General features: G+C 60.8%; 13 protein-coding genes and 2 pseudogenes. 7 read left to right on the top strand and 8 right to left on the bottom strand.

Annotated elements, in window-relative coordinates; all coding sequences use genetic code 11:
- Positions 1-36: 36 nt before the first annotated feature.
- Entirely contained in the window at positions 37-1,185 is a 1,149-nt protein-coding gene (locus tag HUU46_09010; GenBank protein NUM53767.1) for an ImmA/IrrE family metallo-endopeptidase, read from the top strand.
- Positions 1,172-1,654: pseudogene (locus HUU46_09005) on the top strand (DUF4411 family protein). The gene HUU46_09010 and the pseudogene HUU46_09005 overlap by 14 nt, the downstream one beginning before the upstream one ends.
- A gap of 1,195 nt (positions 1,655-2,849) precedes the next feature.
- On the opposite strand, the pseudogene HUU46_09000 reads toward HUU46_09005, so the two are convergent.
- Positions 2,850-2,999, bottom strand: a pseudogene (locus HUU46_09000) (PspC domain-containing protein).
- Positions 3,000-3,627: 628 nt separating this feature from the next.
- Between HUU46_09000 and HUU46_08995 the strand changes: the two are divergent.
- On the top strand, positions 3,628-3,834 hold the full coding sequence (locus HUU46_08995) for a hypothetical protein (protein NUM53766.1): 207 nt from the start codon (positions 3,628-3,630) through the stop codon (positions 3,832-3,834).
- 134 nt (positions 3,835-3,968) lie between these two features.
- Here the strand turns inward: HUU46_08995 and HUU46_08990 are convergent, their stop codons facing one another.
- The 4 genes from HUU46_08990 to HUU46_08975 all read right to left on the bottom strand — a co-directional run bounded on the left by HUU46_08990 (position 3,969) and on the right by HUU46_08975 (position 10,431).
- Entirely contained in the window at positions 3,969-6,182 is a 2,214-nt protein-coding gene (locus tag HUU46_08990) for a DUF1343 domain-containing protein (protein NUM53765.1), read from the bottom strand.
- Positions 6,182-7,057 (bottom strand): acyl-CoA thioesterase, encoded by an 876-nt coding sequence (locus HUU46_08985; GenBank protein NUM53764.1) that lies wholly within the window; start codon positions 7,055-7,057, stop codon positions 6,182-6,184. Before HUU46_08985 ends, HUU46_08990 begins: the two co-directional genes overlap by 1 nt.
- A 3-nt stretch (positions 7,058-7,060) precedes the next feature.
- A complete protein-coding gene (locus tag HUU46_08980; GenBank protein NUM53763.1) occupies positions 7,061-8,221 on the bottom strand; it encodes an acyl-CoA dehydrogenase family protein in 1,161 nt (386 codons plus the stop codon).
- 146 nt (positions 8,222-8,367) lie between these two features.
- Positions 8,368-10,431: a sulfatase-like hydrolase/transferase gene (locus tag HUU46_08975; GenBank protein NUM53762.1), complete on the bottom strand. Its 2,064-nt coding sequence runs from the start codon at positions 10,429-10,431 to the stop codon at positions 8,368-8,370.
- A gap of 274 nt (positions 10,432-10,705) precedes the next feature.
- Between HUU46_08975 and HUU46_08970 the strand changes: the two genes are divergently transcribed.
- On the top strand, positions 10,706-13,837 hold the full coding sequence (locus tag HUU46_08970) for an alpha-mannosidase (GenBank protein ID NUM53761.1): 3,132 nt from the start codon (positions 10,706-10,708) through the stop codon (positions 13,835-13,837).
- Positions 13,838-14,177: 340 nt separating this feature from the next.
- Here HUU46_08970 and HUU46_08965 read toward each other — a convergent pair whose 3' ends face one another.
- The gene (locus tag HUU46_08965; protein NUM53760.1) at positions 14,178-15,290 is read right to left on the bottom strand and encodes an NTP transferase domain-containing protein; all 1,113 of its coding nucleotides are present in this window, start codon (positions 15,288-15,290) and stop codon (positions 14,178-14,180) included.
- A gap of 77 nt (positions 15,291-15,367) precedes the next feature.
- Positions 15,368-17,815 carry a bifunctional YncE family protein/alkaline phosphatase family protein gene (locus HUU46_08960; GenBank protein NUM53759.1) on the bottom strand — a complete coding sequence of 816 codons (2,448 nt, stop codon included), beginning with the start codon at positions 17,813-17,815 and terminating at the stop codon, positions 15,368-15,370.
- 138 nt (positions 17,816-17,953) lie between these two features.
- Here HUU46_08960 and HUU46_08955 point away from each other — a divergent pair, with 138 nt between their 5' ends.
- From HUU46_08955 to HUU46_08945, 3 genes are all read left to right on the top strand, one after another.
- Positions 17,954-19,426 carry a hypothetical protein gene (locus HUU46_08955; GenBank protein NUM53758.1) on the top strand — a complete coding sequence of 491 codons (1,473 nt, stop codon included), beginning with the start codon at positions 17,954-17,956 and terminating at the stop codon, positions 19,424-19,426.
- Positions 19,427-19,559: 133 nt separating this feature from the next.
- On the top strand, positions 19,560-21,035 hold the full coding sequence (locus tag HUU46_08950; GenBank protein NUM53757.1) for an SBBP repeat-containing protein: 1,476 nt from the start codon (positions 19,560-19,562) through the stop codon (positions 21,033-21,035).
- Positions 21,036-21,249: 214 nt separating this feature from the next.
- The gene (locus HUU46_08945) at positions 21,250-23,658 is read left to right on the top strand and encodes a S8 family serine peptidase (protein ID NUM53756.1); all 2,409 of its coding nucleotides are present in this window, start codon (positions 21,250-21,252) and stop codon (positions 23,656-23,658) included.
- On the opposite strand, the gene HUU46_08940 is transcribed toward HUU46_08945, so the two are convergent.
- Positions 23,655-24,290, bottom strand: a complete 636-nt coding sequence (locus tag HUU46_08940) for a 5-formyltetrahydrofolate cyclo-ligase (GenBank protein NUM53755.1) — start codon at positions 24,288-24,290, stop codon at positions 23,655-23,657. The two genes, HUU46_08945 and HUU46_08940, sit on opposite strands and share 4 nt — an antisense overlap.
- Between the last annotated feature and the right edge of the window lie 139 nt (positions 24,291-24,429).

Raw genomic sequence — 24,429 nt, 5'->3', positions numbered from 1 at the left:
GTGGCAACATTTCAGCCCTGATATAATGAGTTAGTCATGGAACAAATCACTTCGATAAACCCAAAGCGCATCGCTTGGTGCTGCACGGATTACGGCATTACACCTTCTCAGCTTGCGTCCGAGATCGGATTTTCTGCCGCCACAATGGAACGGGTCATGAGCGGCAATGCGGGACTTACGTTCAATCAGTTGAACGACGTCGCCGAGTATTTCGGCCGGGGCATCCTGTTCTTTTTGGAGGACCGGCCCGTTGACGAGGCGAAGGTCCACACCGCGGAATTCCGGACACTCGCCAATCAGAAGCCGGAACTATCTGCACACCTTCGCAAGTTAATCGAGCGCGTAGAGAGACAACGGGAGGTATATCTCAGTCTTCTGGACGAACTCGATGAAGCAGAGCGTCACGAGTTCAGCCCTCCGTCCGTTTCTCGAAAGGACATTCCTAAAAGCGCCGCGATAGCGCGGGAATGGCTCGATCTTCGAGAGAAGAACAACTTTGACTCGTACCGGTCCGCTGTTGAAGCCAAGGGCATCTTGGTATTTCGCAGCAATGGATATGCAGGCCAGTGGCAGATTCCCAAGGACGACCCCATACTGGGCTTCGCGTTGTACGGTCGTGTTTGCCCCACGATCGTTATAAAGAAACAAGCATCTGAAGCCCGTCAGACGTTCACACTTATGCACGAACTTGGGCATATATTGCTACACAAGCGAAGTCTGATTGACGACGAATACGACTTTCTCTCGCACGATACGCACGAACAGGAAGCAAACGCGTTTGCGGGCCATCTACTCGTGCCGGACGCGTTCCTGCGCGCGATCAGAGATGCGGAACGTCCAACGGATGTTGCAGATTATGATAAGTGGCTCGAAAGTAGACGCAAAGCATGGGGCGTAAGCGGCGAGGTTATTCTTCGGCGCTTGCTCGACGCCGGCAGATTACCCGGCTCCAAGTACACCGCGTACCGCAAGTGGCGCGAGACCCTTCCGCAACGCCGTGAGGCCGTCGGGTCCCGCGCATACAGGTATCGTGAGCCCCGGCACGTGTTTGGCGATACCTTTGTGCGGACGGTACTGGATGCGCTCAATGCCAATCGCATTACTCTTGCCAGAGCCAGCGCGCACCTCGACGGATTGAAGATAAGGGACCTGCATAGGCTGGAAAACCTCTATGCAGGTCTTTGATGCATCGTCCGTCATTTAGGCGTGGGACAACTACCCAATTGATCAGTTTCCGGGGCTATGGGAATGGCTGGGGGAACAGGTTGCAGAGAAGAAGCTTGTAATGCCAAAGGTTGCTCTCATCGAGGTGAAACACAAGACGCCGGACTGCGCGGAGTGGTTAAACGATCACGAAGTCGAGATTCTAAGCGCGAGCAATGCCATTGTGCAGGAAGCATTTCGTATCAAGAAGATTGCCGGAATCGACAATGACAACTATCACCCCAAGGGCATTGACGAAAATGATTTGCTAATCATCGCGACAGCAAACGTGTGCGAAGCGGAATTGGTGTCGGATGAGGCCCGCCAAGCCAAGCGGCCCGATGAACCGAGGAAGCGTAAGATACCGGCTGTCTGCGCCATTCCGGAAGTCTCCGTCAAGTGCATTTCCTTCATAGAGTATGTAAAACGCTCGGGAAGAGTGTTCCGCTAATGTCAGTAATCGAGATTTCCTCTTGAACGAAGCCGAAACACGCGCTGAACACAATGATCTCGCCCTCGCAATGGCGGGGTGGGGCGTTGTCGAGGGCAGCCGTACCCGTCGCGAATACTCGATTGCGCCGGGCCGCGTTGAGGGGCATGGCATGTGTCGTAAGCGATTAACCTACACTTTACTACAATGCAGCGAGCCTTCCTCGATTTTGTCCTCGCCCACTACGTCAACCTCGGTGTTGAGAGACTTGAGCAGCAAAAAAACTCGTCCCGCTGCTGCGACTGCGTTACAACGATTCCATTTCCGATGCCCGAGCCGACTTGGGCCCGGCGCCGGAAATCAACAGAACCTTCTCAACCTTTCAAGAATACTTATACCAAGATTTCGCATAATCTCGGAAGTGATCCACGCCTCGCTTACGATCAGTCTTCCCGTTGCATGCCCGGTGGGTTTTCACTCACTCGTGTTTTCCTATTTTTAGCAGCACTTCCGTCAATCAAACAGGGGTCGTTTCGCAAGCGCGGCAACATCAAATCTCATCCGCCAACGGAGTATGGCCTAATTCACGGCGGGGATATCTCTCCGAACAGTCAACTGAATCACCCTCGTTTCCCAATCTCGCATCCTTCGTCCAGTGCAACGGCATGGGCTATAGGTTAGAACGAGCGACGTACAGCGAATTCCATCGGCAGCGTTAACACCTCCGCGCCTCCGTGGCTGAAGTCTTCGCGCCGGGGGCGCGTTACTGCGCGAGTTTGATGAGGGCGTCGAGGCCGGGGGTGTCGGGCATGGCGCCGATGTTGGCGACGACGACGCCGACGATGGCGCAGGCGAGGCCGAGGCAGAGGACGACGGCGTAGACGGCGAGGGCCGCCTGGGCGAGTTTGCGCAGGGTGCCTGTCCATTCGCGGGAGACGGGCATGGACGCGATGGCGGCGAGCGGGATTCCCGTCGCGAGCATCATGAAGAAGAGGAAGCCCGTTTCGTCGGGGAGCCAACCCCAGTTGCCGGGGTAGACGAGTTGGGTACGGACGATTTGCACGTGGGCGTACGCGATGAAGAAGAGGAAGAAGCGGGCGCATGCGTGGAGCACGAGGGTGACGCCGGCCATCGCGCCGACGTTCTTGGCGACTTTGACGGGATCGATCGAATCGAGGCCCTCACCCTTTACGCTGTAGTACTGGTAGAGGTACAACGCAAGGTAGCCCCAAAGCACCACGGGAAGCAGAAACGGCACGAGCGCGAGCAGCACGGCAAGCGCGCGCACGACGGTCGGATCGAGGTTGAAGTAGCGGGCAAGGCCCGCGCACACGCCGAGCCATTGGCGGCGGCTCCACGCGAGCATGGTCTTTGGTTCGGACGTTTTCGCGTCGCGGATTCGCGCGGCCTGGCTGGCGGGGCTGCCGTAGCCGTTGAGCACGCGGTCGAGGTACTCGTCGCCGACGGGTTCGCCCGTGCGGGCGAGTTCGCGCTCGATGCGGGCGTTGAGCCGCGACAGCGCGCGCTCGCGTTCCTCGGTAGAGAGGTCGCGCAGTTGCTCGCCCACGTCGCGCAAATAGCGCGCGATGCGGCGCTCCTGCGATTCGGTCAATTCGATCGTGGCTGGCGGCATGGCGGGGAGTATAGCGCATGGGATGCGCGAAGCGAAGTAGCGAGACAGCGGGGCAGTTGGGAAGTAGGGGCGTAAGGAAGCCAGGAAGTCAGCGGTTGAAAGTCGGGAGTCGCACGTCAGGAAATGGATCGGAAAGTGAGGGAGCAAATGCAGCTCCAGTCGTGCTCGTGATCCTGCTCGTCATCGTACTCGTGATTCGGTCTTCGCGTATCGAGCATTCGATTACAAATGACGTAGCAGGAGCACGAGCACAATCACGACGCACGAGCACAAAAAAGCCGTGGGCGTGAACACGTCTGCGGGTCGTGGTACAGTGTGCGCATCATCGGGTTTGTGCGAGGGTCACGGGGAGGTTCGGTGCATGGTGTACGTGAAGACGTTCAAGGGATACGAGGACAAGCCGGCGGACATGGACAAGCAGGTGAACGACTGGCTGACGGCGAACGCGCACAAAATAAAGCTCGTGCGGGACGTTAAAGCGGCCATGAGCCACGAGACCGGCGGGCGCGCGGGCATGGGAGACTTGATTTATACGGTGGTGTACGAGGCGTCGGAACCGCTGGCGTAAGCTGTAGTACGCAGCCGAGAGGGACAGGCGCCGTGTTTCGCTTCCTCCTTCGCTAGAGCTATGGAGGACAAGCCGCGAAGCCTGCGCGAAAGACGGTGCCAGTCCCGGGTGACGCCCGGCGTGGAAGCCGGGCACTACGTGATTTGCACGTACAGCTTGGGGCGAACTGCGTCGAAGGCCGCGAGCGGCGCGGCGTAGTCGGCGATGATTCGCATGGGATCGTCGCCGCGATCGATTCGTTCGCGCAACGCGGACGATCCGGCCAGAACGTCAAACGATTTCTCCCACGCGAACTTGTTTGCGTGAACGCGTTTCATCGCGCAGAACATCGCAACGGTTGCCGCGAACGGCCGCGCCGCGGCGGCATCGGCGACGCCAATGCGAACGCCCTCGCATTCCTCGTCTTTGAATTTGGGGCTCGACGCTTTGCCGGGGATGCTGCGCGGCGTGTACACGATCGGTTCGATGCGCAACCCGGCGGTCGCCTCGGCGGGCAGCGCGGCGATGACGCGGGCCGCATCGATCCACGGCGCGCCAATCGTCGCGAAGGGCGCGTCGGTACCACGGCCTTCGCTGACGTTCGTTCCCTCGAACAGGCAGGTTCCCGTGTAGAGCAGCGCGGTCTGCGGTGTAGGGATGTTCGGCGACGGCGGCACCCACGCGAGGCTGCATTCGTCGAACAATCGCTCCGGTTGCCAACTGTCGAGGAGGTTCACGCTCAGGTTCAGTTTGCTGTCCTTGAGATCGTTTGCGCGAAACCATTCCGCGATTTCTCCCATCGTCATACCGTGGCGCGCGGGCACTGCACCCCAACAGACGAGGCTGTTGGGGTTCGCTGCGATCGGGCCTTCGAGCGTGACGCCGCCGGCGGGATTCGGGCGATCCAACACCAGCACCGGAACGCCCGCGTCCGCACAGGCTTTCAAGCACGCTTTCATCGTTGCGGCGTAGGTGTAGTAACGCGCGCCAACGTCCTGCAAATCGATGACGAGCGTGTCGATACCGTGCAGTTCATCCCGCGTGGGCGCGGTGCGCTTGCCGTAGAGGCTGACGACGGGTATCGGCGCCTGCTGCGCGCCGACTGACGCACCCGCCTCGGCCTGCCCGCCGATGCCGTGCTCGGGGCTAAACAGTCGCACGATTGTCACGTCGGGCGCTCGAGCGAACACGTCGAGAATGTGCCGGCCGAATTGATCGATGGCCGCGTGATGAGTAAGCAGTGCGACGCGCTTGCCGCGCAGATCGCGGAAGTCCTCTCGCACGAGACGGTCTAGACCGGTGTGCACGTTTGTGGAGTTCGGGTAATACATCTTGCCGATCGGCGTGTGGAACGATCGCCGCAGCGTCTCGTTATCCCGCGTCGCGCGCGACGGGTGACAGGTGTTGCTCAGAAGGATCGCGAATCGGCCGGCTTTTCGATCGAGCCACGCGCTCGTGCCGGTCCAACCCGCGTGGCCGGCAGAATCGCGCGCGGGCAAAAAGCCGAAGTTCTTTGTCGGCCATGCGTCGAGTTGCCAGCCGACACCCTGCCACGGCCACGCGGGCGTGACATTCAGGTTGAGCATGCGATCGACGGTTTCGCGCTTGAGAATACGATCCGTGAGCAGCGCGCGAATGTAGGCGGCCAGATCGGAGGCGGTGCCAAAGAGCCCTGCGTGGCCCGCGACGCCCCCCACGGCATACGCATTTTCGTCGTGCACCTGCCCGATCATCATGCGTCCGCGCCACGGGCATTGTTCGGTCGCGGCGCAACGCGTTGCCCACTTCGCCGGTGGGTTAAAGCGGGTGTCCCTAAGTTCGAGCGGATCGAAGATTCGCTTCTGACAGAATGCGTCGAGCTTTTCGCCGGAGGCTCGCTCGACGATGCGGCCGAGGATCATGAAACCGACATCGGAATAGAGCCAGCGCGTGCCCGGCGGCCACTTCAGCGGAATCGCCGCGTACCGTTCGAGCATCGCGTCAATCGTATTGCACTCTTTGTAGAAAGGCCGGCCGGGGTTGAGCCCCGCCGTGTGCGTAATGCAGTGCTTCACGGTGATCAGGCCAAACGCGGGAATGGGGAGATACTTCGATACAGGCGCGCCCAGATCGACTGTACCGTTTTCCGTGAGCAGCATGATCGCGGTGGTCGTAGCTACGACCTTCGTGAGGGACGCGAGATCGTACACGGTATCTGTCTCCGCCGGAAGCAAATCAGGAACAAGCTGACGCGCGCCGGTGGCGACGTGCGCATGCGTGTGTTCGATATCGCCGACGTATGCGACCGCGCCGGGCGCCTTCGCCTCGCGCACGGCGGATTCGAGCGCGGCCCTGACTTGGTCCTGAATCGATGGGGCGCCGTTCGCCATTATGCGGACACCCGCGCGAAGGTTTGGGCGAGCGCGTTTCGAAATTCGTCCGGGAAGGAACATGCGGTGCGCGTTGTCGGATCGATGCATCGAAGCTCCGCGACAGCGCGCGAAAGCGTAGTGTCCGATCGATCAATTGAAAAGTGCCGCAAGATGTTTCCGTCACCGCGTTCCGATAGCCAGGTTGTGACGGCGAGTTCATCGCCGAGCACGGCAGGGATGCGGTATTCGATGCGGCACCGCGAAATTTCGACGGCGAAGCCGCGCTCGCGCATGCGCGTAGGCGGCCAACCGCACGCCGTGGCCGCTTCGACGGCACAATCCTCGCTGTACGCGAGGTAGACCGAATTGTTCACGTGTTGCGCGGGATCGATGTCGCGCCACTCGACGCGCCGCCGCTGCACGTACGCGCCGGGCGGCGGAGACGGCGGGGCGGGAAAGCGTTCGCGCGGTTCCTCCGGCGGCGCACCCTCGGGGAAGAACGCGTCGCGAAACTCGGGCGTAATGCGCGCGGGCTTGCCGGTAGCCGACTCGATGAAGGCCCAATCCGTTTGCGCGCGCGCAACGAGACGATCATCTGCAACACAGTAGAGTTCGTATGCGCGTTTCGACAGCGCCTGGCGCATGTTTCTCACCCAGGTCTTCACGCGGACAGAATCGCCGTAACGCAGCGGCTCGATAAATTCGATTTCCGTTTCGCGCACAAGCCACACAAAGCCGCGCGACGCGTACCACTCCGCGCCGAAGCCCGCCGCGGCGGAAGCGTCCATCGCGGTTTCCTGAATGTAGCGGAGGTAATTCGTGTAATACACGGTATCATACGCGTCGCACTCGTAATGACGGACGCGAAATGTGCGTTCGTGGGTGCGAGGCATGGGTTACGAAAACGCCTTGATACCGGTCAGTTCGCTGCCGACGATGAGCGCGTGGATGTGTTCAGTACCCTCGTACGTAATGACCGTTTCGAGGTCGACCATACGCCGCATCACGTGCGACGCGGTCAGGACGCCGTGCGCGCCGAGGAGTTCGCGGCAGGTGCGCGCGATTTCGATTGCCTTGCGGCAGTTGTTCATTTTCGCCAGCGAGATCTGCGCGGGCTGTTCCTTGCCTTGCGCTTTCAACTCGCCGAGGCGTTTCGCGACGAGTTGCATCGATGTAAGTTCCGCGGCCATCCACGCGAGCTTGTATTGAACGAGTTGATGGCTGGCAATGGATTTGCCATCGAATTGGATGCGCTGTGCGAGGTAGGCGATCGTTTCCTCGATGCACGCCTGCGCGGCGCCGACAACACCCCACGCGATGCTGTAGCGCGCGTTGTTGAGACAGGCCATCGCTGCGCCGAGCGAGCGCGCGCCCGGCAAGAGCGCCGTTTTGGGAATCTCCACATCGTGCAGGAGCAACTCTGAGCTTTCGCTCGTGCGAAAGCTGACCTTGCCCTTGATAGGGCGCATGTCCATGCCGGGGCGGTCGGTCTCAATAAGGAAACCGCAGACGCGATCGTCGAGTTTCGCCCATACGAGCGCGAGGTCGGCGACGACGCCGTTGGTCGCCCACCGTTTGTGACCGTTGACACGATAGCCGTCCGCAGTAGGTTCTGCGCGCGTTTCCATTCCGGCGGGATTGCTGCCGAAGTTGGGCTCGGTAAGGCAGAAGCACGCGAGCGATTCGAGTTTCACGAGCGGTTGCAGCCAGCGCGTGCGGTGTTCATCCGAGCCGAACGAGTTGACCGCGTGCAGAACGAGGCCGCCCTGCACGCTGTAAATGCTACGCACGGTCGAACTGCCGCGTTCAAGTTCGCGCATCGCGAGGCCATAGGCCGTTGGGTCGGGCTTCGCTTCCAGCAGCAGCTCGAGCAGACCGAGCTTTGCCAGGCCGGGCAGGAGGTGACGGGGCGATTCCTCGCGATCGTGGAACTCGGCAATGCACGGCAGGACTTCCGCATCGACGAACCCACGAACGCGCGCTGCGACGGCGCGTTGGGCCTCGGTGAAGTCCGCGTCCAGCGCGAAGAGGTCTGTTGGATCCAGAGAGGAGGACATGTCTGCTTCCGTTGCGAGCGCCCATGATACCGAAAGTTCGTCCGCGTATGAAAAGTCGATCCGGCCAGCGGCCAATTCTTGAAAACGAAGATCGGCGGCGCGGCGCGCGTCAGGGCGCTTTGCGCAAACACCGTTATCGTGCGCCGCTACTTGGCTTGTTGCTTGAGGCCCAGTTCGCGCGCGAGGCCTTCCCACCGCGGGTCCGCGCGGAGGCCCGCGAGGTCCGGGTCGCGCCGCGCAATTTCGACGAGATCGGTGTCATCGGGGGCGAGCTTGGCGGAGGCGCGGAGCAGGCGGTCTGCGTCGCCGAGATTTCCTTGCTGCGCGCTAACGCAGGCGAGGTTGTACGGTGGAATCCAGGAATCGGGACGGAGCGTCGCGGCCCGTTGAAACAGGTCGATTGCTTCGCCGGGTTTCGATTGGCGTTGCGCGCATAGGCCCGCCTGCAGCAATGCGGCGAAATGGTTCGGCGTGGTATCGAGCACCTTGCGGTAGTAGGCCAATGCGTCGCCATATTGCTCGCGCAGGAAGTACAAATCGGCGAAGGCGAGTTGCGCGCGCGGCATCGTGGGATCGGCCTTGAGCGCACGCTCGTACCATAGTTCGGCCTCGGCGTTGTCGCCATTCTGTGCGGCGGTGAAGCCGAGTATGACCATCGACTCGACGAGGTTTGGCGCGATTTCGACGGCGCGCCGGCAGAACGTGCGCGCCTCGTCAAACCTCTTCTGTCTCACGCGAAGGACGCCCAGCATGTGCAGCACGCGCGCTTGGGAGGGATCGGTTTCGAGCGACGCCAGATACTCCTTCGCCGCGTCGTCGTATTTGCCCATGCGCATCAGGACGAGGCCAAGCACATTGCGCGCGGAAATGTGATTGGGGTTGGTGTCCAAAATTTCGCGCAGAAGCGTTTCACTTGCCGTATAGTCGCGCCGTTGCGCGGCGTGGCGCGCGTTTTCAAGCTTTGCATAGAGCGCCATACCGTCCTTTGGGTCCATGCCCACAACGGTATCGCGTTGGCGTTCTGTGGCCATGTATCCCAGCGCACGGAGGGTCTCAAGCGTCTCAGCGTCCATGGGGTTGGTTGGCGCGGTCTTCCGGAATGGGACCGAACCGTCAATGAGCCGCTGCAGTGTCGCGTCGAGGCGTTGCGACTCGGGCGTGGGCACAATGAAGCGGTTCGCCGCTTCGCGCGGGTCGGCGGCAAGGTCGTACAGTTCCGGTTTGGGCGCGCGAATGTATTTTTTCCCTTCATGGCGTACGGCATAGAGCGGCGCCATTCCGAACCCGACTTCCGACAGGAGCGACTCGGAATATTGCGGAAGCTGCGGCGGCGGGGCGTCTCCGCGCAGCGCCGGCAGCAGGTTCGCGCCTTGGTTGGCGGGAACGTTCGTTGCGCCGATTGTGGACAGGATCGTCGGGAAGAGGTCGATGCAGCTCACCGGACCGTCATACCGCGCACCGCGCGGCAACAACGCCGGATAACGCAAGACAAGCGGGACCCGCACCGTGGCGTCGTACACAAAGATGGCGTGTGTCTTTTCGCCGTGCTCACCGAGGCTCTCGCCGTGGTCGGCGGTGACTACGATGAGTGTGGAGTCGAGCGCGTTGGCGGTGCGCAGCGATTCGACGATGGCGTGAATGCCTTCGTCCGCCTGCGCGATTTCCGCATCGTACGCGGTAGGCAGCAAATGGCGGTTTGCATACCGCGATTCGTAGGGCTGGTGCGGATCGAAGAAATGGACCCAGAGAAAGAACGGCGCATCCGATCGTGCCACGCGATCGTTGAGCCAGTGAATGGCGCGTTCGGCGGTGCGCGGCGCGGGGCGGTCGCGGATCATGAACAGCTTCGGTTCGTCCTCGGCCCAGAGGTCGTCGTCATATGTATCAAACCCCTGCGACAAATTGTAGCGGCGACTCAATACGATGGCGGACACAAACGCGGCCGTAGCGTAACCATTCTGTTTCAACACCTCGGCGAGCGTGATGTGGTCGGCGTCGAGCGTATAGGCGCCGTTGTCGCGCACGCCGTGCGCCGGCGGCAAGAGCCCGGTCATGATCGAGGCATGCGCGGGGAGTGTGATGGGCGCGGTAGTGACGGCATTCGTACATACGATGCCGTCGTTTGCCAACGCGTCAAACGCCTGCGTGCGAGCGAGACCGTATCCATAACTGCCGAGCCGATCGGCGCGGGTAGTGTCGAGTGTGATCAAGAGGACGTTTGGGCGTGCGCCTTGTGCAACCGCGGGTGGCGCTCCACAGAGAACCCCGCAAACAACAAGTATGCACGTTGATTGCCGCATTTGCGCCCCAATCTAGGGAGCGCCTGCCGTGGAGTCAACTTTTCGGGCGCGGTCGTACATTGCACAAGGCGGTACTGTCGTACCGCACTTGAAGGCGCCTTCCGCGAGTGCATGTCCAGTGACTCGGCCAAAGGCTTAACGCTATAATGACTTTCCCTACTTTCCAAAACCGAGGGGACTTTTCATGCCTTTTTTTGATGTGGAACGGAAGATCGAGGCGGCGCAACTGCGCGTGCGAATAAAGGAAATCGGCGAGACAATCTACAGCCAGCGGCAGCCGATCGGGAAGATCGAGTATTGCGTGACGGGGAAACGACGCGGACCTGAACGCCAGCCCGTGAAGGGATGGAAACAGTTTGCCATCGGGCAACGCTGGGGAGGGTACGACCAGACGACGTGGTTCCGCATGCGTGCAGTCGTGCCCGAGTCGATGAAGGGCGGGCGAGTGGTCGCGCTGATCAATACGACCACGCGCCCGTACGTGCACGGCGCTCCGGACATGATCGAGGGCGGCGAGGCGCTCGCGTACGTCAACGGGGCTCCGATGCAGGGACTCGACCGCAATCACGACGAAATCTTCCTCGTCGAAAAGGCGAAGGGGGGAGAGCGGTTTGAGATCGCGCTCGAAGCGACACCAAGCACGCGACACGACCACTATCACCATTTTGCCTACGCCGACATCGCCGTAATGAACGCACAGGTGTGGGATTTTTACTGGGACAGCGTCGTTGCGCTGAAAGTGTGGGAACAGTTGGAAATGAATTCCACCACGGCGCGGCATTTCATAGCGTTGTTGGACGAGTCGATCTACATGGTCGATCTTCAGCACAAGGGGTCGCCGCAATACTTTGAATCGATTACGAAGGCGCAGCGGTACCTGCGCAAAGGCCTGAAGCGGTTCGAGAAGAGCACCGGCCAGGGCAAACTCATCCTCGCGGGGCATTCGCACATCGACACTGCGTGGCTGTGGCCCTTGCGCGAGACGCGCAGGAAATGCGGACGCACGTTCTCCACCGTTCTTGGCCTGATGGATCGGTACCCCGAATTCCACTTCTCGTGCAGCCAGCCGATCCAGTACGACTGGATCAAGACGCATTATCCCGAGTTGTTTGCGCGCATCAAAACGCGCGTGAAGGAGGGGCGGTGGGAGTTGTGCGGAGCGCCGTGGGTTGAGCCGGACCACAACATGCCCTGCGGCGAGGCCTTGATTCGGCAGTACCTTTACGGCAACCGCTGGTTCGAGCGTGAGTTTGGGAAGCGCTCGCACATCGCGTGGGTGCCGGATTCGTTCGGATACACGTGGTCGCTGCCGCAGATTATGCGCAAAGTGGGGTTGACCGCGTTCGTGACGACCAAGATCGACTGGTCGCAGTTCACGCAGTTTCCCTACAACATGTTTCATTGGGAGGGCGTGGATGGCACGCGCATTTTCGCGGTAATGCCGCCGATGAACTACAACGGGAATCCCGTGCCGAAGGACCTGATTGCACAGTGGACACAGTTCAAGCAGAAGGAATTCGCGGAGGAGATTCCGTTCGCGTTCGGATGGGGCGATGGCGGCGGCGGACCCACGATGAACATGATCGAACACGGCCGGCGGTTGAAGAATGTCGTTGGTGTGCCGCGGTGCGAATTTGGCCGGCTCGAAGACAGCGTTGACCGCATGGAGAAGCAGGCGTCGAAGTTTACGTTGCCGGTGTACAACGGCGAGCTGTATCTCGAGTTGCATCGCGCGTGCCAGACAACCCAGGCGCGCGCGAAACGCTACAACCGAAAATGCGAAACCGCCCTGCACGATGCCGAGTTTTTCGCGGCGTTGGCGCACCGGAACGGTGCGAAGTACGACCACGCGAAGCTGTGGGAAGCGTGGAAACCCGTGCTGACCAATCAGTTTCACGACATCCTGCCGGGGTCGTCGATCACGGAGGTGTACGAACAGACCGACCACGACTACGCCCAGGCGCTGAACATTGCCTCCGCGGTTCAGTCCGAAGCGATAGAGACCATCGCGAGGCGAATCGATACCGCAGGAGAAGGTGAGCCGATCATCGTGTTCAACACGTTGAGTTGGGTCCGGGACGGCGTGGTGACTGTCGAGATGCCGAGGAAATCGGCCGCCGTGTCGGTCGTGTCCCCCTGTGGCGGCGTCGTTCCCCATCAGTGGGTTGGAAAGAACACACTTCTGTTCGAAGCCCAAGGCGTTCCTCCCTTGGGTTGGGCAGTGTATCGCATTGTGCCGCGTACAATTCCGGCATCGCGCTCTGGATTGTTGAAGGCCAATGCGACCGGTATGGAGAACGATTTCTTTGCGGTGGAGATCGATCTGTACGGACGCATCACACAGATCTACGACAAGAAGGAGGGGCGCGATGTGTTGCCGAAGGGCAAACGCGCGAACGTGTTGCAGTTGTTCGACGATCGGCCGCACCTGCACGATGCGTGGGACTTTGATCACAACTACGAGCGGACAATGTGGGAACCAAAAGCCGCGGAACGCATCGAGGTGGTCGAACGCGGCCCGGTGCGGGCGATCGTGCGCGTGGTGCGCAAGACCGAACGCAGCACGATTGTCCAGGACATCACGATGTACGCACGGTCGCCACGCATCGATTTCGTCACCAAGGTAGACTGGCGCGAAAAACATGTTCTAATGAAGGTGGCGTTTCCCGTTGACGTGCGCGCGTCGAATGCGACGTATGAAATTCAATATGGGACCATCGATCGACCGACGCATCACAATACGGCGTTCGACCGCGGACGCTACGAGAATACGGCGTTGCGCTGGGTGGACTTGTCCGAAGGGAACTACGGCGTGACGCTGCTGAACGACTGCAAGTACGGGCACGATGTGAAGGAAAACGTGCTGCGCATGTCGCTATTGCGGTCGTCGACCGATCCCGACCCGGATGCGGACCAGGGCAGCCACGAGTTTACGTATTCGTTGTATCCGCACCCGGGCGACTGGCGCAACGGCGCCGTGCTGCACGGGCTGGAACTCAATACACCGTTTGTTGTCTATCAATCGAAAAATTCACGCGGCACCATGCCTTCAGTGCATTCATTGGTGGCTGTTGACGCCGCAAACGTTGTTATAGATTGGGTAAAGAAACACGAAGATTCGGATGCGATTATCTTTCGGCTCTACGAAGCGCACGGCCACCGCGGCCCGGTGACGCTTACGTTCAGCGAGAAACCGCGCAAAATCTACGAGTGCGATTTGATGGAAGAGAACGACAGGGCGGTGCGCTTCGCGGGGAATTCGATTGAACTTTACATAACACCTTACGAGATAAGAACGATTAAACTCTTTTTTTGAGCAATTGATACGGCGCTTATTGCGGTACACTGACTGGCGGGAGGCTATAGATGACCGCACGACTTGAACGGGCCTTCAAAGAGGCGTCCAAGTTGACCGAGACTGAGCAAGACGGTCAAAGACGGCGCAAATGAGTCATTCCGATTGTTTCGCAACAATCCACGCCGTCCGAGTCTGCAATTCAAGAAGGTTCATGCCAGAAAGCCGATCTACTCTGCGCGAGTTTCGTCCAATCATCGCGCCGTAGGAACACTTGAAGGCGACGCGATTGTCAGTTTTGGATCGGCCCGCACGACGAATATGAAGCTGTGCTGGCGCGCCTATAGAGTCGCGTTGGGACCTACAACTGCGTCGCGTTGCGCTTCTTCAGCTCCTGTACGGCGTGGCGGACGTCTTGGGCGCGATCTTTGGGGATGACGAGGACGGCATCGTTCGTGACGACAACGACAAGGTCTTCCGCACCGACGACGCCAACGGCCATTGTAGCGGGGCCGGCGTCGTTGTAGACAATACAGTTTTCCGAATCAACGACGATCGGATCGCCGACGGTCACGTTTCCGCGTTCGTCTTTCGAGTAAGACCGATCCAGCGCGGTCCAGGCGCCTACGTCGTCCCACGGAAATTCCGCGCGGGCCATCGCGACGCGTTTCGCGTGTTCCATAAGCGCGTAGTCGATCGAGATATCGTCGAGCGACTCGAACAGCGTGCGCACCTTCGCGGCGTCGTCCGCGCGCATGGCCTCGACCATGTCGCGCACGGCTTTCGACAGTTCCGGTCTCGCGGCGTCGAGCTCGGACAGAAACGTCGAGATACGCCAGAAGAACATCCCGCTGTTCCAGAAGTAATTGCCTTCGGCGATGAAATCCTCCGCGCGCTCTTTACTTGGCTTCTCGTGAAACGCACGAACCGCGCTCAGCATGATTTGTTGCACCAGCTTGCCGGTGCCGTCACGCTCGATTTGGATGTAACCATAGCCGGTCTCCGGTCGCGTTGGGACCACGCCAAGGGTCACCAATACGGCGTCGCGCTCCGCGGCGGTCATCGCCGCATTCACCGTGCGTCGAAACACCTCTGGCTCGCCGATGTCGTGATCCGCGGTGGTTACCGCGAGCGAGATGTTCGATCCATCGCCGCCGTAGCGCGCCAACAACGCGGCCGCGGCGTAGGCGAGCGCGCCGGACGTGTTTCGCTTCGCCGGCTCGGCGAGAATGTTTTCGCCCGGAATCGCGACGCCGGCGTCGCGAATCGGACCGGCCAGATGTTCGCCGGTGATGACGTACACGTGCTCCGCGGGAATCAACGGAGTAACCCGCGCGATCGCTTCGTCAAGCATCGATCGGTCGCGGCTCGTCAGGTTGAGCAATTGCTTCGGTCGGTCTTTGCGCGATAACGGCCAAAAGCGCTCACCCGTACCGCCCGCCATGACGACAGCGGCGCGTTGAATTGTACCCATGCAGTCGTGCTCCAGTTTGGGCGGGTATGGTAGCGAACGCGCGCGAGGCGCGGCAATGCGCGCGCTCGAAGAAGGATTTACTCGGATTCCGCCGCGATGCTCGCGTAGTAGAAGCGGTGAATGGGCAGCGGCATTTCGGAGTCCGCGCCCTTGGCGTCTTTCCAGAGTATCTCGTTGAGGGCGAACATCGGCGCGAGATCGTAGGTGGAGAAGTCCATTTCGGACGATTCCCTGGCGCCCCACGCGGTTGCGACATTCTTTTCTTCCAGATCGACGTTTGGCTTCACGTGCGTGTAGGGCGTGAGGTCGGGCGCGTCGCCGAGCGACGCGTACATGGGCGTAGCTGCGGCGTCGAACTGGCTCATCGGTTGCAGCCCGAGCAGGAGCTCGATCGTGCGCAGCATCGCGCTCGTCGTGTAGAGCGTGCTATCGACCGTCCCACGCCGCACGTAGGGGCTGACTACAATCCCGATGGTCCGCCGCGCATCGACGTGATCGGGGCCGTCCTGTGCGTCGTCCTCGATCGTGAACAGCGCGAGTTCCGGCCAGTATTTGCTGTGGGAGACCCGGTCAACAATCATGCCCAACCCGTAGTCGTTGCTCGCGACGGACGCCTTTGGCGTGATCTCGCCGGGCTTCGTGCCGCGCGTGTGGTCCTCGGGGAGCGCCATGACAATGAGGTTTGGCAAACGCATCTCCGGGTCCGGGCTGTCGAAGTTCTTTTCGTACTCATCGAATTCTTTGATGAATTCCGCCGCGTTGTCGTAATCACGCATCCCCCACGAACCGTAATGGGGCGCGATGTGTCCGGCCAGGTTCGGTACGCCGTCAATGGCTTTCATCGCTTCGCCTTCGCTCTGGCGCGACGCAAATTCGCCGTAGTTGCGATACGTCAGGCCTTTTCGGGCGCATTGGTCCCAGAGGTAGCCCGCGCCGGGAAGCATCGCAGGCGCGCGCGGCGAGTCGCTGTGTCCGCCGTAACCCGCGGGCCAGAGTTTCTCGGTGTAATCCGTTGCGTACGCGGCGTTCGACCACTGATGCCCGTCTACGCTCACCTCGGCATCGCAATACAGATTGTCCAGCAGCACGAACTGCTCGGCGATGGCGTGATGGTTCGGCGTGATGTCGCGGCCGTAGATCGTCAGGCGCGGATCGCCGTTGCCCTTACCCATGTCGCCGAAGACTTGGTCGTAGGTGCGGTTTTCCTTGATGATGTAAATGACGTGCTTGATCTTCGAGCCTTCGCCCACCCGCCGCGGCACCACGCTCGGCGCGCCCGTGTTCGGCTTTGCCAACGCCAGCATTTCGTCGTTGTACGGGCAGTTCGCGTAGGCCTGCTGTGTGAGTTGGCGCAGCTTCCCCTTATTGGCGGGAATGTCGACAATGTTCACAGACCCTTTCATGAGCGTTTTCACCGTTCCCTTGCCCTCTTCGCCGTCAGGGAGCGGACTGTGCGGCCCGCGGATGTTCGAGTAGGAGCCGTCGCCCTTCGCGTTGCCGATGTACAGTTTTGAGTCATCCGGGCCGATCGCTACGGCGGACGGATACCAGCCCGTCGGAACAAACCCCAGCACGTCGCTCTCACCCGCTTCTTCGACTTCGACGACGCAAATGTTGTAGTTGTCCGCGTTGGCGACGTAAAGCGTTTGGCCTTCGGAGTCGAGCGCGAGCGAGTTGGGCGTCGAACCTTCCGGCGCGTTCGGATAGAGCGACGTGACAATCGTTTCGGTCTTTCTTCCTGTTGCGGTGTCGATCACGAGAACGGCGTTGTCGTTCGCGCAGCAGACGAACAGGCGGCCATCCGGATGCATCAGCAAATCGTTGGGATTGTCGCCGACGCCGATCGTCGCGACGACCTCCTGCTTCTCCGTATCGATGACGCTTACGCTGTTGCTCGACCAGTTCGAGCAGTACATGCGCGATCCGTCCTTCGACAACACCAAATCGCACGGCGTTTGTTCGGTCTTCATTCGCGTGACGATTTCGCCGGTCGACGTATTAAACACAACGACGTTGTTCGCCGTGCGGCTCGCCGCGTAGAGAATGTCCTTCTGCGGATGGTGCGCCAAACCCGCCCAATAGATTTCCTTGGGATCGATGGTCTCCATCAGATTTCGGATCGGCTTTTCCGATAATCGCCCGTCCTTGTACTCGAACTCGTATATTGGCGCCCGGTTGTCGTCCTTCTTTGTGTTTCCGCCCGAAACGTAGAGTTTCGTGCCGTCGGGCCGCCACGCGAGCCCGAACCACGAACTCGCCAACGGGATGCGTTGAACCGCCTCGTCCGTCACCGTATCAATCACGACAAGCCCGTGCGGGTTGTAGCCGCCGTGCTCGGCAATCATCGCCTTACCGTCCGGCGCGGGCTGAATGTTCAGGATGAGATCCTCGGTGGGAATCGATTTGCCCAGCGGGGTGATGCGCCAACCGTTCGGCAGGTAGTAGCCGCCTTCGATAGGGCCGGAAAACCGCGGTTGGCCGTCCGCGGCAAGACACGCCACACACACCAGTACGAACGCACCCATGGAAAGCCCCTTCTCTGAGATCGCCGTGAATTGTTGCCGCGTGAAATCATACGGGCCGCGCCGTCGCGCATGCAACGGCCGCACGCGATTCTATTCGGCCTTATGTTAATCTGGCGTTAAACCATTTCGAGGGGGTCAATGCCCATGCGCCGTACACACCTCATATACGCATCTGGAATTGTTCTTGTCTTAAACGCCGTGGCGGCCGCGCAGGATGCCGCGCCACTCGATATCGGTTCGCGTTTAGAGTTGTTTGCGGACACGTATGTCATCGACAAGCTTGACGGCGCGCAGCTTCGTCTGCAATCTCCCGTTCCGGCGGAAACGGTGCTGGAATTCGACAAACCCTGGGAAGGCGAGTTTTGCGCTTACGCTACCGTCATCAAAGACGCCGATCGCTACCGGTTGTACTATCGCGGGCTGCCCGAATCGGGCGCGGACGGGTCCGCGGCGGAATCGACGTGCTACGCGGAATCGACAGACGGCATCCACTTCACGAAGCCGAACCTCGGGTTGTTCGAGGTGTTCGGCACGCGCGACAACAACGCCATTCTCCACGGGTTTGAGCCGCTGTCGCACAACTTTGCGCCGTTCGTTGACACGCGGCCCGATGTCGACGCGGCCCAGCGTTACAAGGCGCTGGGCGGCACATCGAGCACGGGCCTTGTCGCGTTTGTGTCCGCCGACGGCGTCAATTGGAGAAAGCTCCGCGACGAGGCGGTTATCAATCAAGGAGCGCTCGATTCACAGAACGTTGCATTCTGGTCCGAGAGCGAGCGGCAGTACGTATGCTACCTCCGCACCTTCGATCAGGAGTCAAAGGTGCGCACGGTGAGCCGCTGCACATCGAAGGACTTCGTCACGTGGACGGACATCGCGCCCATGGAATTCGGCGGCGCCACGCCGGAGCACCTTTACACCAACCAGACAACGCCCTACTTCCGCGCGCCGCACCTGTACGTCGCCATTGCGGCGCGCTTTATGGAGGGCCGGCGCGTCGTATCCGAAGAACTGATGGCGCAAATGGGCGGCCACACGAAGTACAGCGGCGACTGTTCGGACGCCGTGTTGCTGACGACGCGCGGCGGCACGCACTACGACCGAACCTTCATGGAAGGGTTCATCCGGCCGGGGATTGGCATGAACAATTGGACCTCGCGCACCAACTACCCCGCGCGCGGCGTCGTGCCGACGGGCGAGAGCGAAATGTCCATGTACGTGCAGCGTAACTACGGCCAAAAGTCGCACCACCTGCAGCGCCTCGTGATGCGCACCGACGGCTTCGCGTCCGTTCACGCGCCGTACGGCGGGGGAGAAATGATCACGAAACCGCTCACCTTCGACGGCGTGAGCCTTGCGATCAATTTCTCCACTTCCGCCGCGGGCAGCGTGTGGATCGAGTTGCAGCGCGCTGACGGCACGCCGATTCCGGGATTCACGCGCGAGGAATGCGACGAAATCGTCGGCGACGAAATCACGCGCATCGTGACATGGAAGGGGGACGCGGACGTTTCTCCACTCTCGGGAGGACCGGTGAGGGTACGCGCGGTACTCAAGGACGCCGACCTCTTTTCCGTCCAATTCATGCCCAAAATGCGCGTGAACTGGTGACGGACCGGAGCGCCACGGGGGACCTCGGACGCCACGCTCCGTGGCGGACTTGACGGTACGAAATAAGTCGTATAGTCTGCGGGCGTCGGTGCAACGAAATTGCGGAGTTGCACAAACCATTCCGGAGGAAGTGATGCTGTATCGAGGCCATTCTCTAACGATGATGTTCTGGACCGTGCTCGCGGTTTACGTTTCTCCAAGCGCACTCGCTGGAACTCCGTCGGAACTGGCGTGGTCAACGTATTTTGGCTCGCCGAACCATACGGAAACCTGGGACACCGCGGTTGACCAAGACGGCAACGTGATTGTCACAGGCGCGACCATGGACGGCCTGCCCGTGACCGCCGGGGCCTACGACACAACCCACAATGGGGAGGTCGATTGTTACGTCGCGAAGTTCGACGGGACCGATGGCTCGCTATTGTGGTGCACGTATATCGGCGGGACGGGGCGCGACGAAGGCAACAGCATCTTGCCGCTGGACAACGGCGACATCGTTATCGCCGGAAACACGCGGGGCGGCTTCACGGTGCCCGAGGGCCCATACGATACCTACAACGGCGGCTACTACGACGTGTTCATCGTATGTCTCAGCGGCGACGGCACGACGCTCAAGGGCGGCATGTTCCTGGGCGGAGCGAGCACGGACGAATTATGGGAACGCACGCGAATGGCGGCGGACGCGGACGGCAACATCTATCTGACCGGCCAGACATTCTCGAACGATTTTCCCGCAACGACCGGCGCCGACGACGAGAACCTCAGTGGGTCGAGCGACGCGTTTGTGGCAAAGGTGAGCGGTGATTTTCAGACCATCGTATACGCCACGTATCTCGGGGGGTCGAACATCGAGGTGGGCAAAGGCCTCGTCATCGACGACGAAGGCAATGCTTACGTTTGCGGTATGACCCAATCGATCGACTTTCCGGCAACGCCAGGCGCCTACGACAACGAATACGCCGGCGAGTGGGATGCGTTCGTCGCGAAGCTAAATAACGATGGGTCGGACGTGGTCTGGGCGACGTTTCTCGGCGGTGTCTTGCGCGACTATGCGTGGGACATCGCGCGGGAAGAGAACGGCAAGCTGGTGATCGCGGGCAAGACGCACAACGCCGACTTTCCGGTCACGCCAGGGGCGTATGACGAGACGTTCAACGGGCCATACGACACCGGCGACATCTATGTCGCGCGGCTGTCGGCAAACGGGAGCAAGCTGCTCGCAGCCACGTTCGTCGGCGGAAAGAAGGGCGAGATTGCGCTGGGCCTTGCGCGAGACGCGGACGGCAACATCTGGCTTTCGGGCGAGACAGAGTCGCACAATTTCCCGCTCAAAGGAAACGCGTTTCAAACCGATCCGAAGAACAAGACGCCGAACTGCTACATCGCGGCGGTGAACAAGAACCTGTCGAGGCTCGTGTTCGGCAGCTATCTCGGTGGAAAAGGGATCGACATGGAAGGGCATATCGCCGTCGGCAGCGACGGGAATCCGGTTGTGTCGGGGAACACTTACTCGACGAAGTTCCCCGTGACTGAGGGCGCATATCAAATGGACCTTCCGGGATTTCGGTCGTCGTTCATTACGAAAGTCCAATTGCCGTCCAAGAAATAGTCGCTCCCAGAGATCGTTCGTAAGTGACGGTTCGGCTTGCAGTTCGAGCGCGTCGATACAACACGGCAGTGTCCTGCGCGCTGTCCTAACCGAAATTTAGCTTTGACGAAATCCATTACAGGCTGTACTCTCGATGCGCGTCCACTGAAACGGTCTGTCCTATATCGGCAGGGTCTAGCGGTTGGCACACACCGCGGGGTTTGGAGGGTTCGGCATGGGTACGAATCGGGCTGGGTCCACATTCGCGTTTCTAGTTATCGTCATTCTTGGGTCAAGCGCAGTCCGCGTGCAAGCCGCGGACAACGCTAGCCCGCCATCGGGCGAAGCCGTCTATTACTACAACGGCGCGTCACGCGTGGACGTTGTGCTGTCGCTCGACGAACTTGTGGTCGAGGGAAAGTCCGGGGCCAAGTCTGTTCAGTCGGTCGTACCGGGTGCGACGGTGAAGTCGGTGCAGGGGTCGACAGGCCAATTGGTAACGCTGCAGGGCAAGTCCGCTAACAGAGCGGCGTTGCAGCAGGTGGCGGACTCGCTCGGGACGGGCGGCTATTCGGTGAAGGCCGTGTTGCGTGCATCGCGGGGCGGCGAACCGATGTATCTCACCGACCGATTGAGCGCGAAGCTGGCTACGAGCGCGAAGCTCGAAACCGTGCTCGCTACGAACAACCTGAGCGTTGTCGAGCAAGTGACGTATAGCGAGAACACGTACATACTTCGAGCGAACGGTGCCGGCCTGTTGGCGTCGCTCGAAGCGGCGAACAAACTCTACGAAAGCGGCGCGGCGGTCGCGGCATCGCCGCTTATCGAACAACAACGCGCAAAGAAGTTGGTCCCAAACGACACGCTCTTCCCAAACCAGTGGCACCTCCGCAACACGGCACAGCCAGCGGCGGGCGCGGGGGCCGTCGCGGGAAATGACATCAACGTCGTGACCGCATGGGACAGCGTGGATGGCGCCGGCGTGAACATCGCGATCGTGGACGACGGACTCGAGACCGGTCACGAGGACCTGAGCGGAAACGCGCGGACAGATATCGACATCGACATCAACGGGGGCGACAACGATCCGAGCCCGACCGCGGCGGACACACACGGCACGCCGTGCGCGGGGCTTGCGGCGGGCGTCGGCAACAATGCGCTCGGTATTACCGGTGTGGCGTTCGATGCGGATCTCGTCGGCATACGCCTCATCGCCGCTCCGACAACCGACTCCCAGGAGGCGCAGGCATTCAACCACCAGGTCGCGCCCGCACTCCCGGCGGACCGCGTCCACGTGTCCAGTAACTCGTGGGGGCCAGCCGACGACGGCGCTACCCTCGAGACGTTCGGCACGCTGGCCGGCTTGGCAATCTTAAACGCGATTGCGAACGGTCGCGGCGGTCGCGGCACGGTGTTTGTCTGGGCGGCGGGCAACGGTTTCTTCAGCGGCGACCACTCCGGATACGACGGCCTGGCATCCAGCAGATATACGATCTCGGTTGCGGCGTCCGGCGCGGACGGCAATGTATCCGGATACAGCGAACAGGGCGCGGCGTTGTTGGTCAACGCGCCATCGAGTTGGACCGGCTCCGGGATAACGACCGCCGACCTTACCGGCGCGAACGGCGACTCCCCAACCAATTACCAATCGACGTTCGGCGGCACTTCCGCGGCATGCCCGATCGTCTCGGGTACCGTTGGTTTGGTGCTCGACGCAAACCCGTTCCTCACGTGGCGCGACGTCCAGCACTGCCTCGCGGAAACCGCAACGCAAAACGATCCGCTCGATCCGGGATGGTTCACGAATGGCGCGGGCATGAACTACAGCCACGACTACGGCTTCGGGCGCGTGGATGCGTCGGCTGCCGTCGCGGACGCGGCGACTCGGTTTAACGTGCCGGGCGAAGCGACGCCGCTGACAAGCAGCGAGGCGGTTGCGACGGCGATTCCGGACAACAATCCCACCGGGGCCACGCGGTCGCTGGCTATCTCCGGTTCGCCTACCTTCGTGACCGAGGCGGTCGAAGTCACGGTGAACGTCACTCATCCAAACCGGGGCGACTTACAGTTCGAGTTGACCTCGCCCGACGGGACGACGGCAATTCTGGGTACGCCGCGCCCCAACGACGTGGCAGCCAACTTCAGCAACTGGATGTTCACATCGCTCGTGCAATGGGGCGAGGACCCGAACGGTTCGTGGTCGCTCGAGGTCTCCGATAACGCGGCAGGCAACACGGGTTCGCTGACGAGCTGGTCCATAACCGTACACGGTTACATACCCAATGCGGATCAAGATGGCGACGGCATCCCCGACGTGGTCGAGGGAATCGGGGACGCCGACAACGACGGCATCCAGAATTACCTCGATCTGGATTCGGATGGCGACGGCATCCCGGACGCGATCGAAGGCACCGCGGACGTGGACGGCGATACCATCCCGAACTTCCTCGATCTGGATTCGGACGGCGACGGGTTCAGCGATCAGCTCGAGAACAGTCTTGGATCGGATCCGTACGATCCGTTCGATGTGCCGAACGTGCCGGTCAATCCGTGGCCTTTGGTGCTAGCGCTATTGATCCTGGGCGCAATGGTGTTGCTCCTCAAGGCGCGGCGCGCAACCTTTGCGGGGAGATCGTCCGCCTAATCTCGCACCGAACGGGGCACATCGGATTCAGTCACCACTAAGTTCAGCCGCATGTCGTGCGGTCCGGTAGGAATTGCGTCAACCAACTGAAATTCGTACGCGAGACCGATAGACAGGCCGCCGAAATCGTGCAAAAAACGGTCGAAGTATCCGCCCCCGTAGCCGATGCGGTGACCCTCGCGCGTGAATGCGATTCCGGGAACGAGGACCACGTCGGCGCGTGAGGGGGCAACAACCTTGCATCGCTCCGGTTGGGGTTCCGGGATGCCGTACCGCGAGCCGGTCAGGTCATCAACCGAATCGATTTTCCGCCACGCAAGCACACGGTCCGGCAGGCTTTGCGGACAGGCGACGATTCGGCCCTCCGCTAGCAGCCGTTCGATGATGGCCCGTGTGTCAACCTCGTTATCCTTTGCCGAAACGTAGGTGAGAACGCGCCCCGCACGCTGGAACTCCGGGAGTGTCCACAAACGTTCTCGGACGAACCCGGATCGTCGAGCGGCCTCGGCTGAATCCAGGGCGCGGCGTTCGTCGAGCAACCGCCGGCGGATTTCGGACTTGGTCTCCATTTGTCCAAGCGTACCGGCAATTGCCTCCATGCACAATCTTCCGGCGCGTGGAAAGATTTGCATGATGGCTTCGCATCGAACACTACACTTCGTGCTTGTGTTCGTACCCGTAATCGTAATCGTAATGGATACTTGCAGCGCGGCGGTTAAGGCGCCGCCGCCTTGGCACACCCATTGCTCCTTCCCACCTGGACCTGTCCCA

The organism is Candidatus Hydrogenedentota bacterium (assembly GCA_013359265.1).
GTDB lineage: Bacteria > Hydrogenedentota > Hydrogenedentia > Hydrogenedentales > SLHB01 > JABWCD01.
Note: the sequence above shows the minus strand (reverse complement) of the source record. Positions and strands in the feature narration are given on the sequence as shown.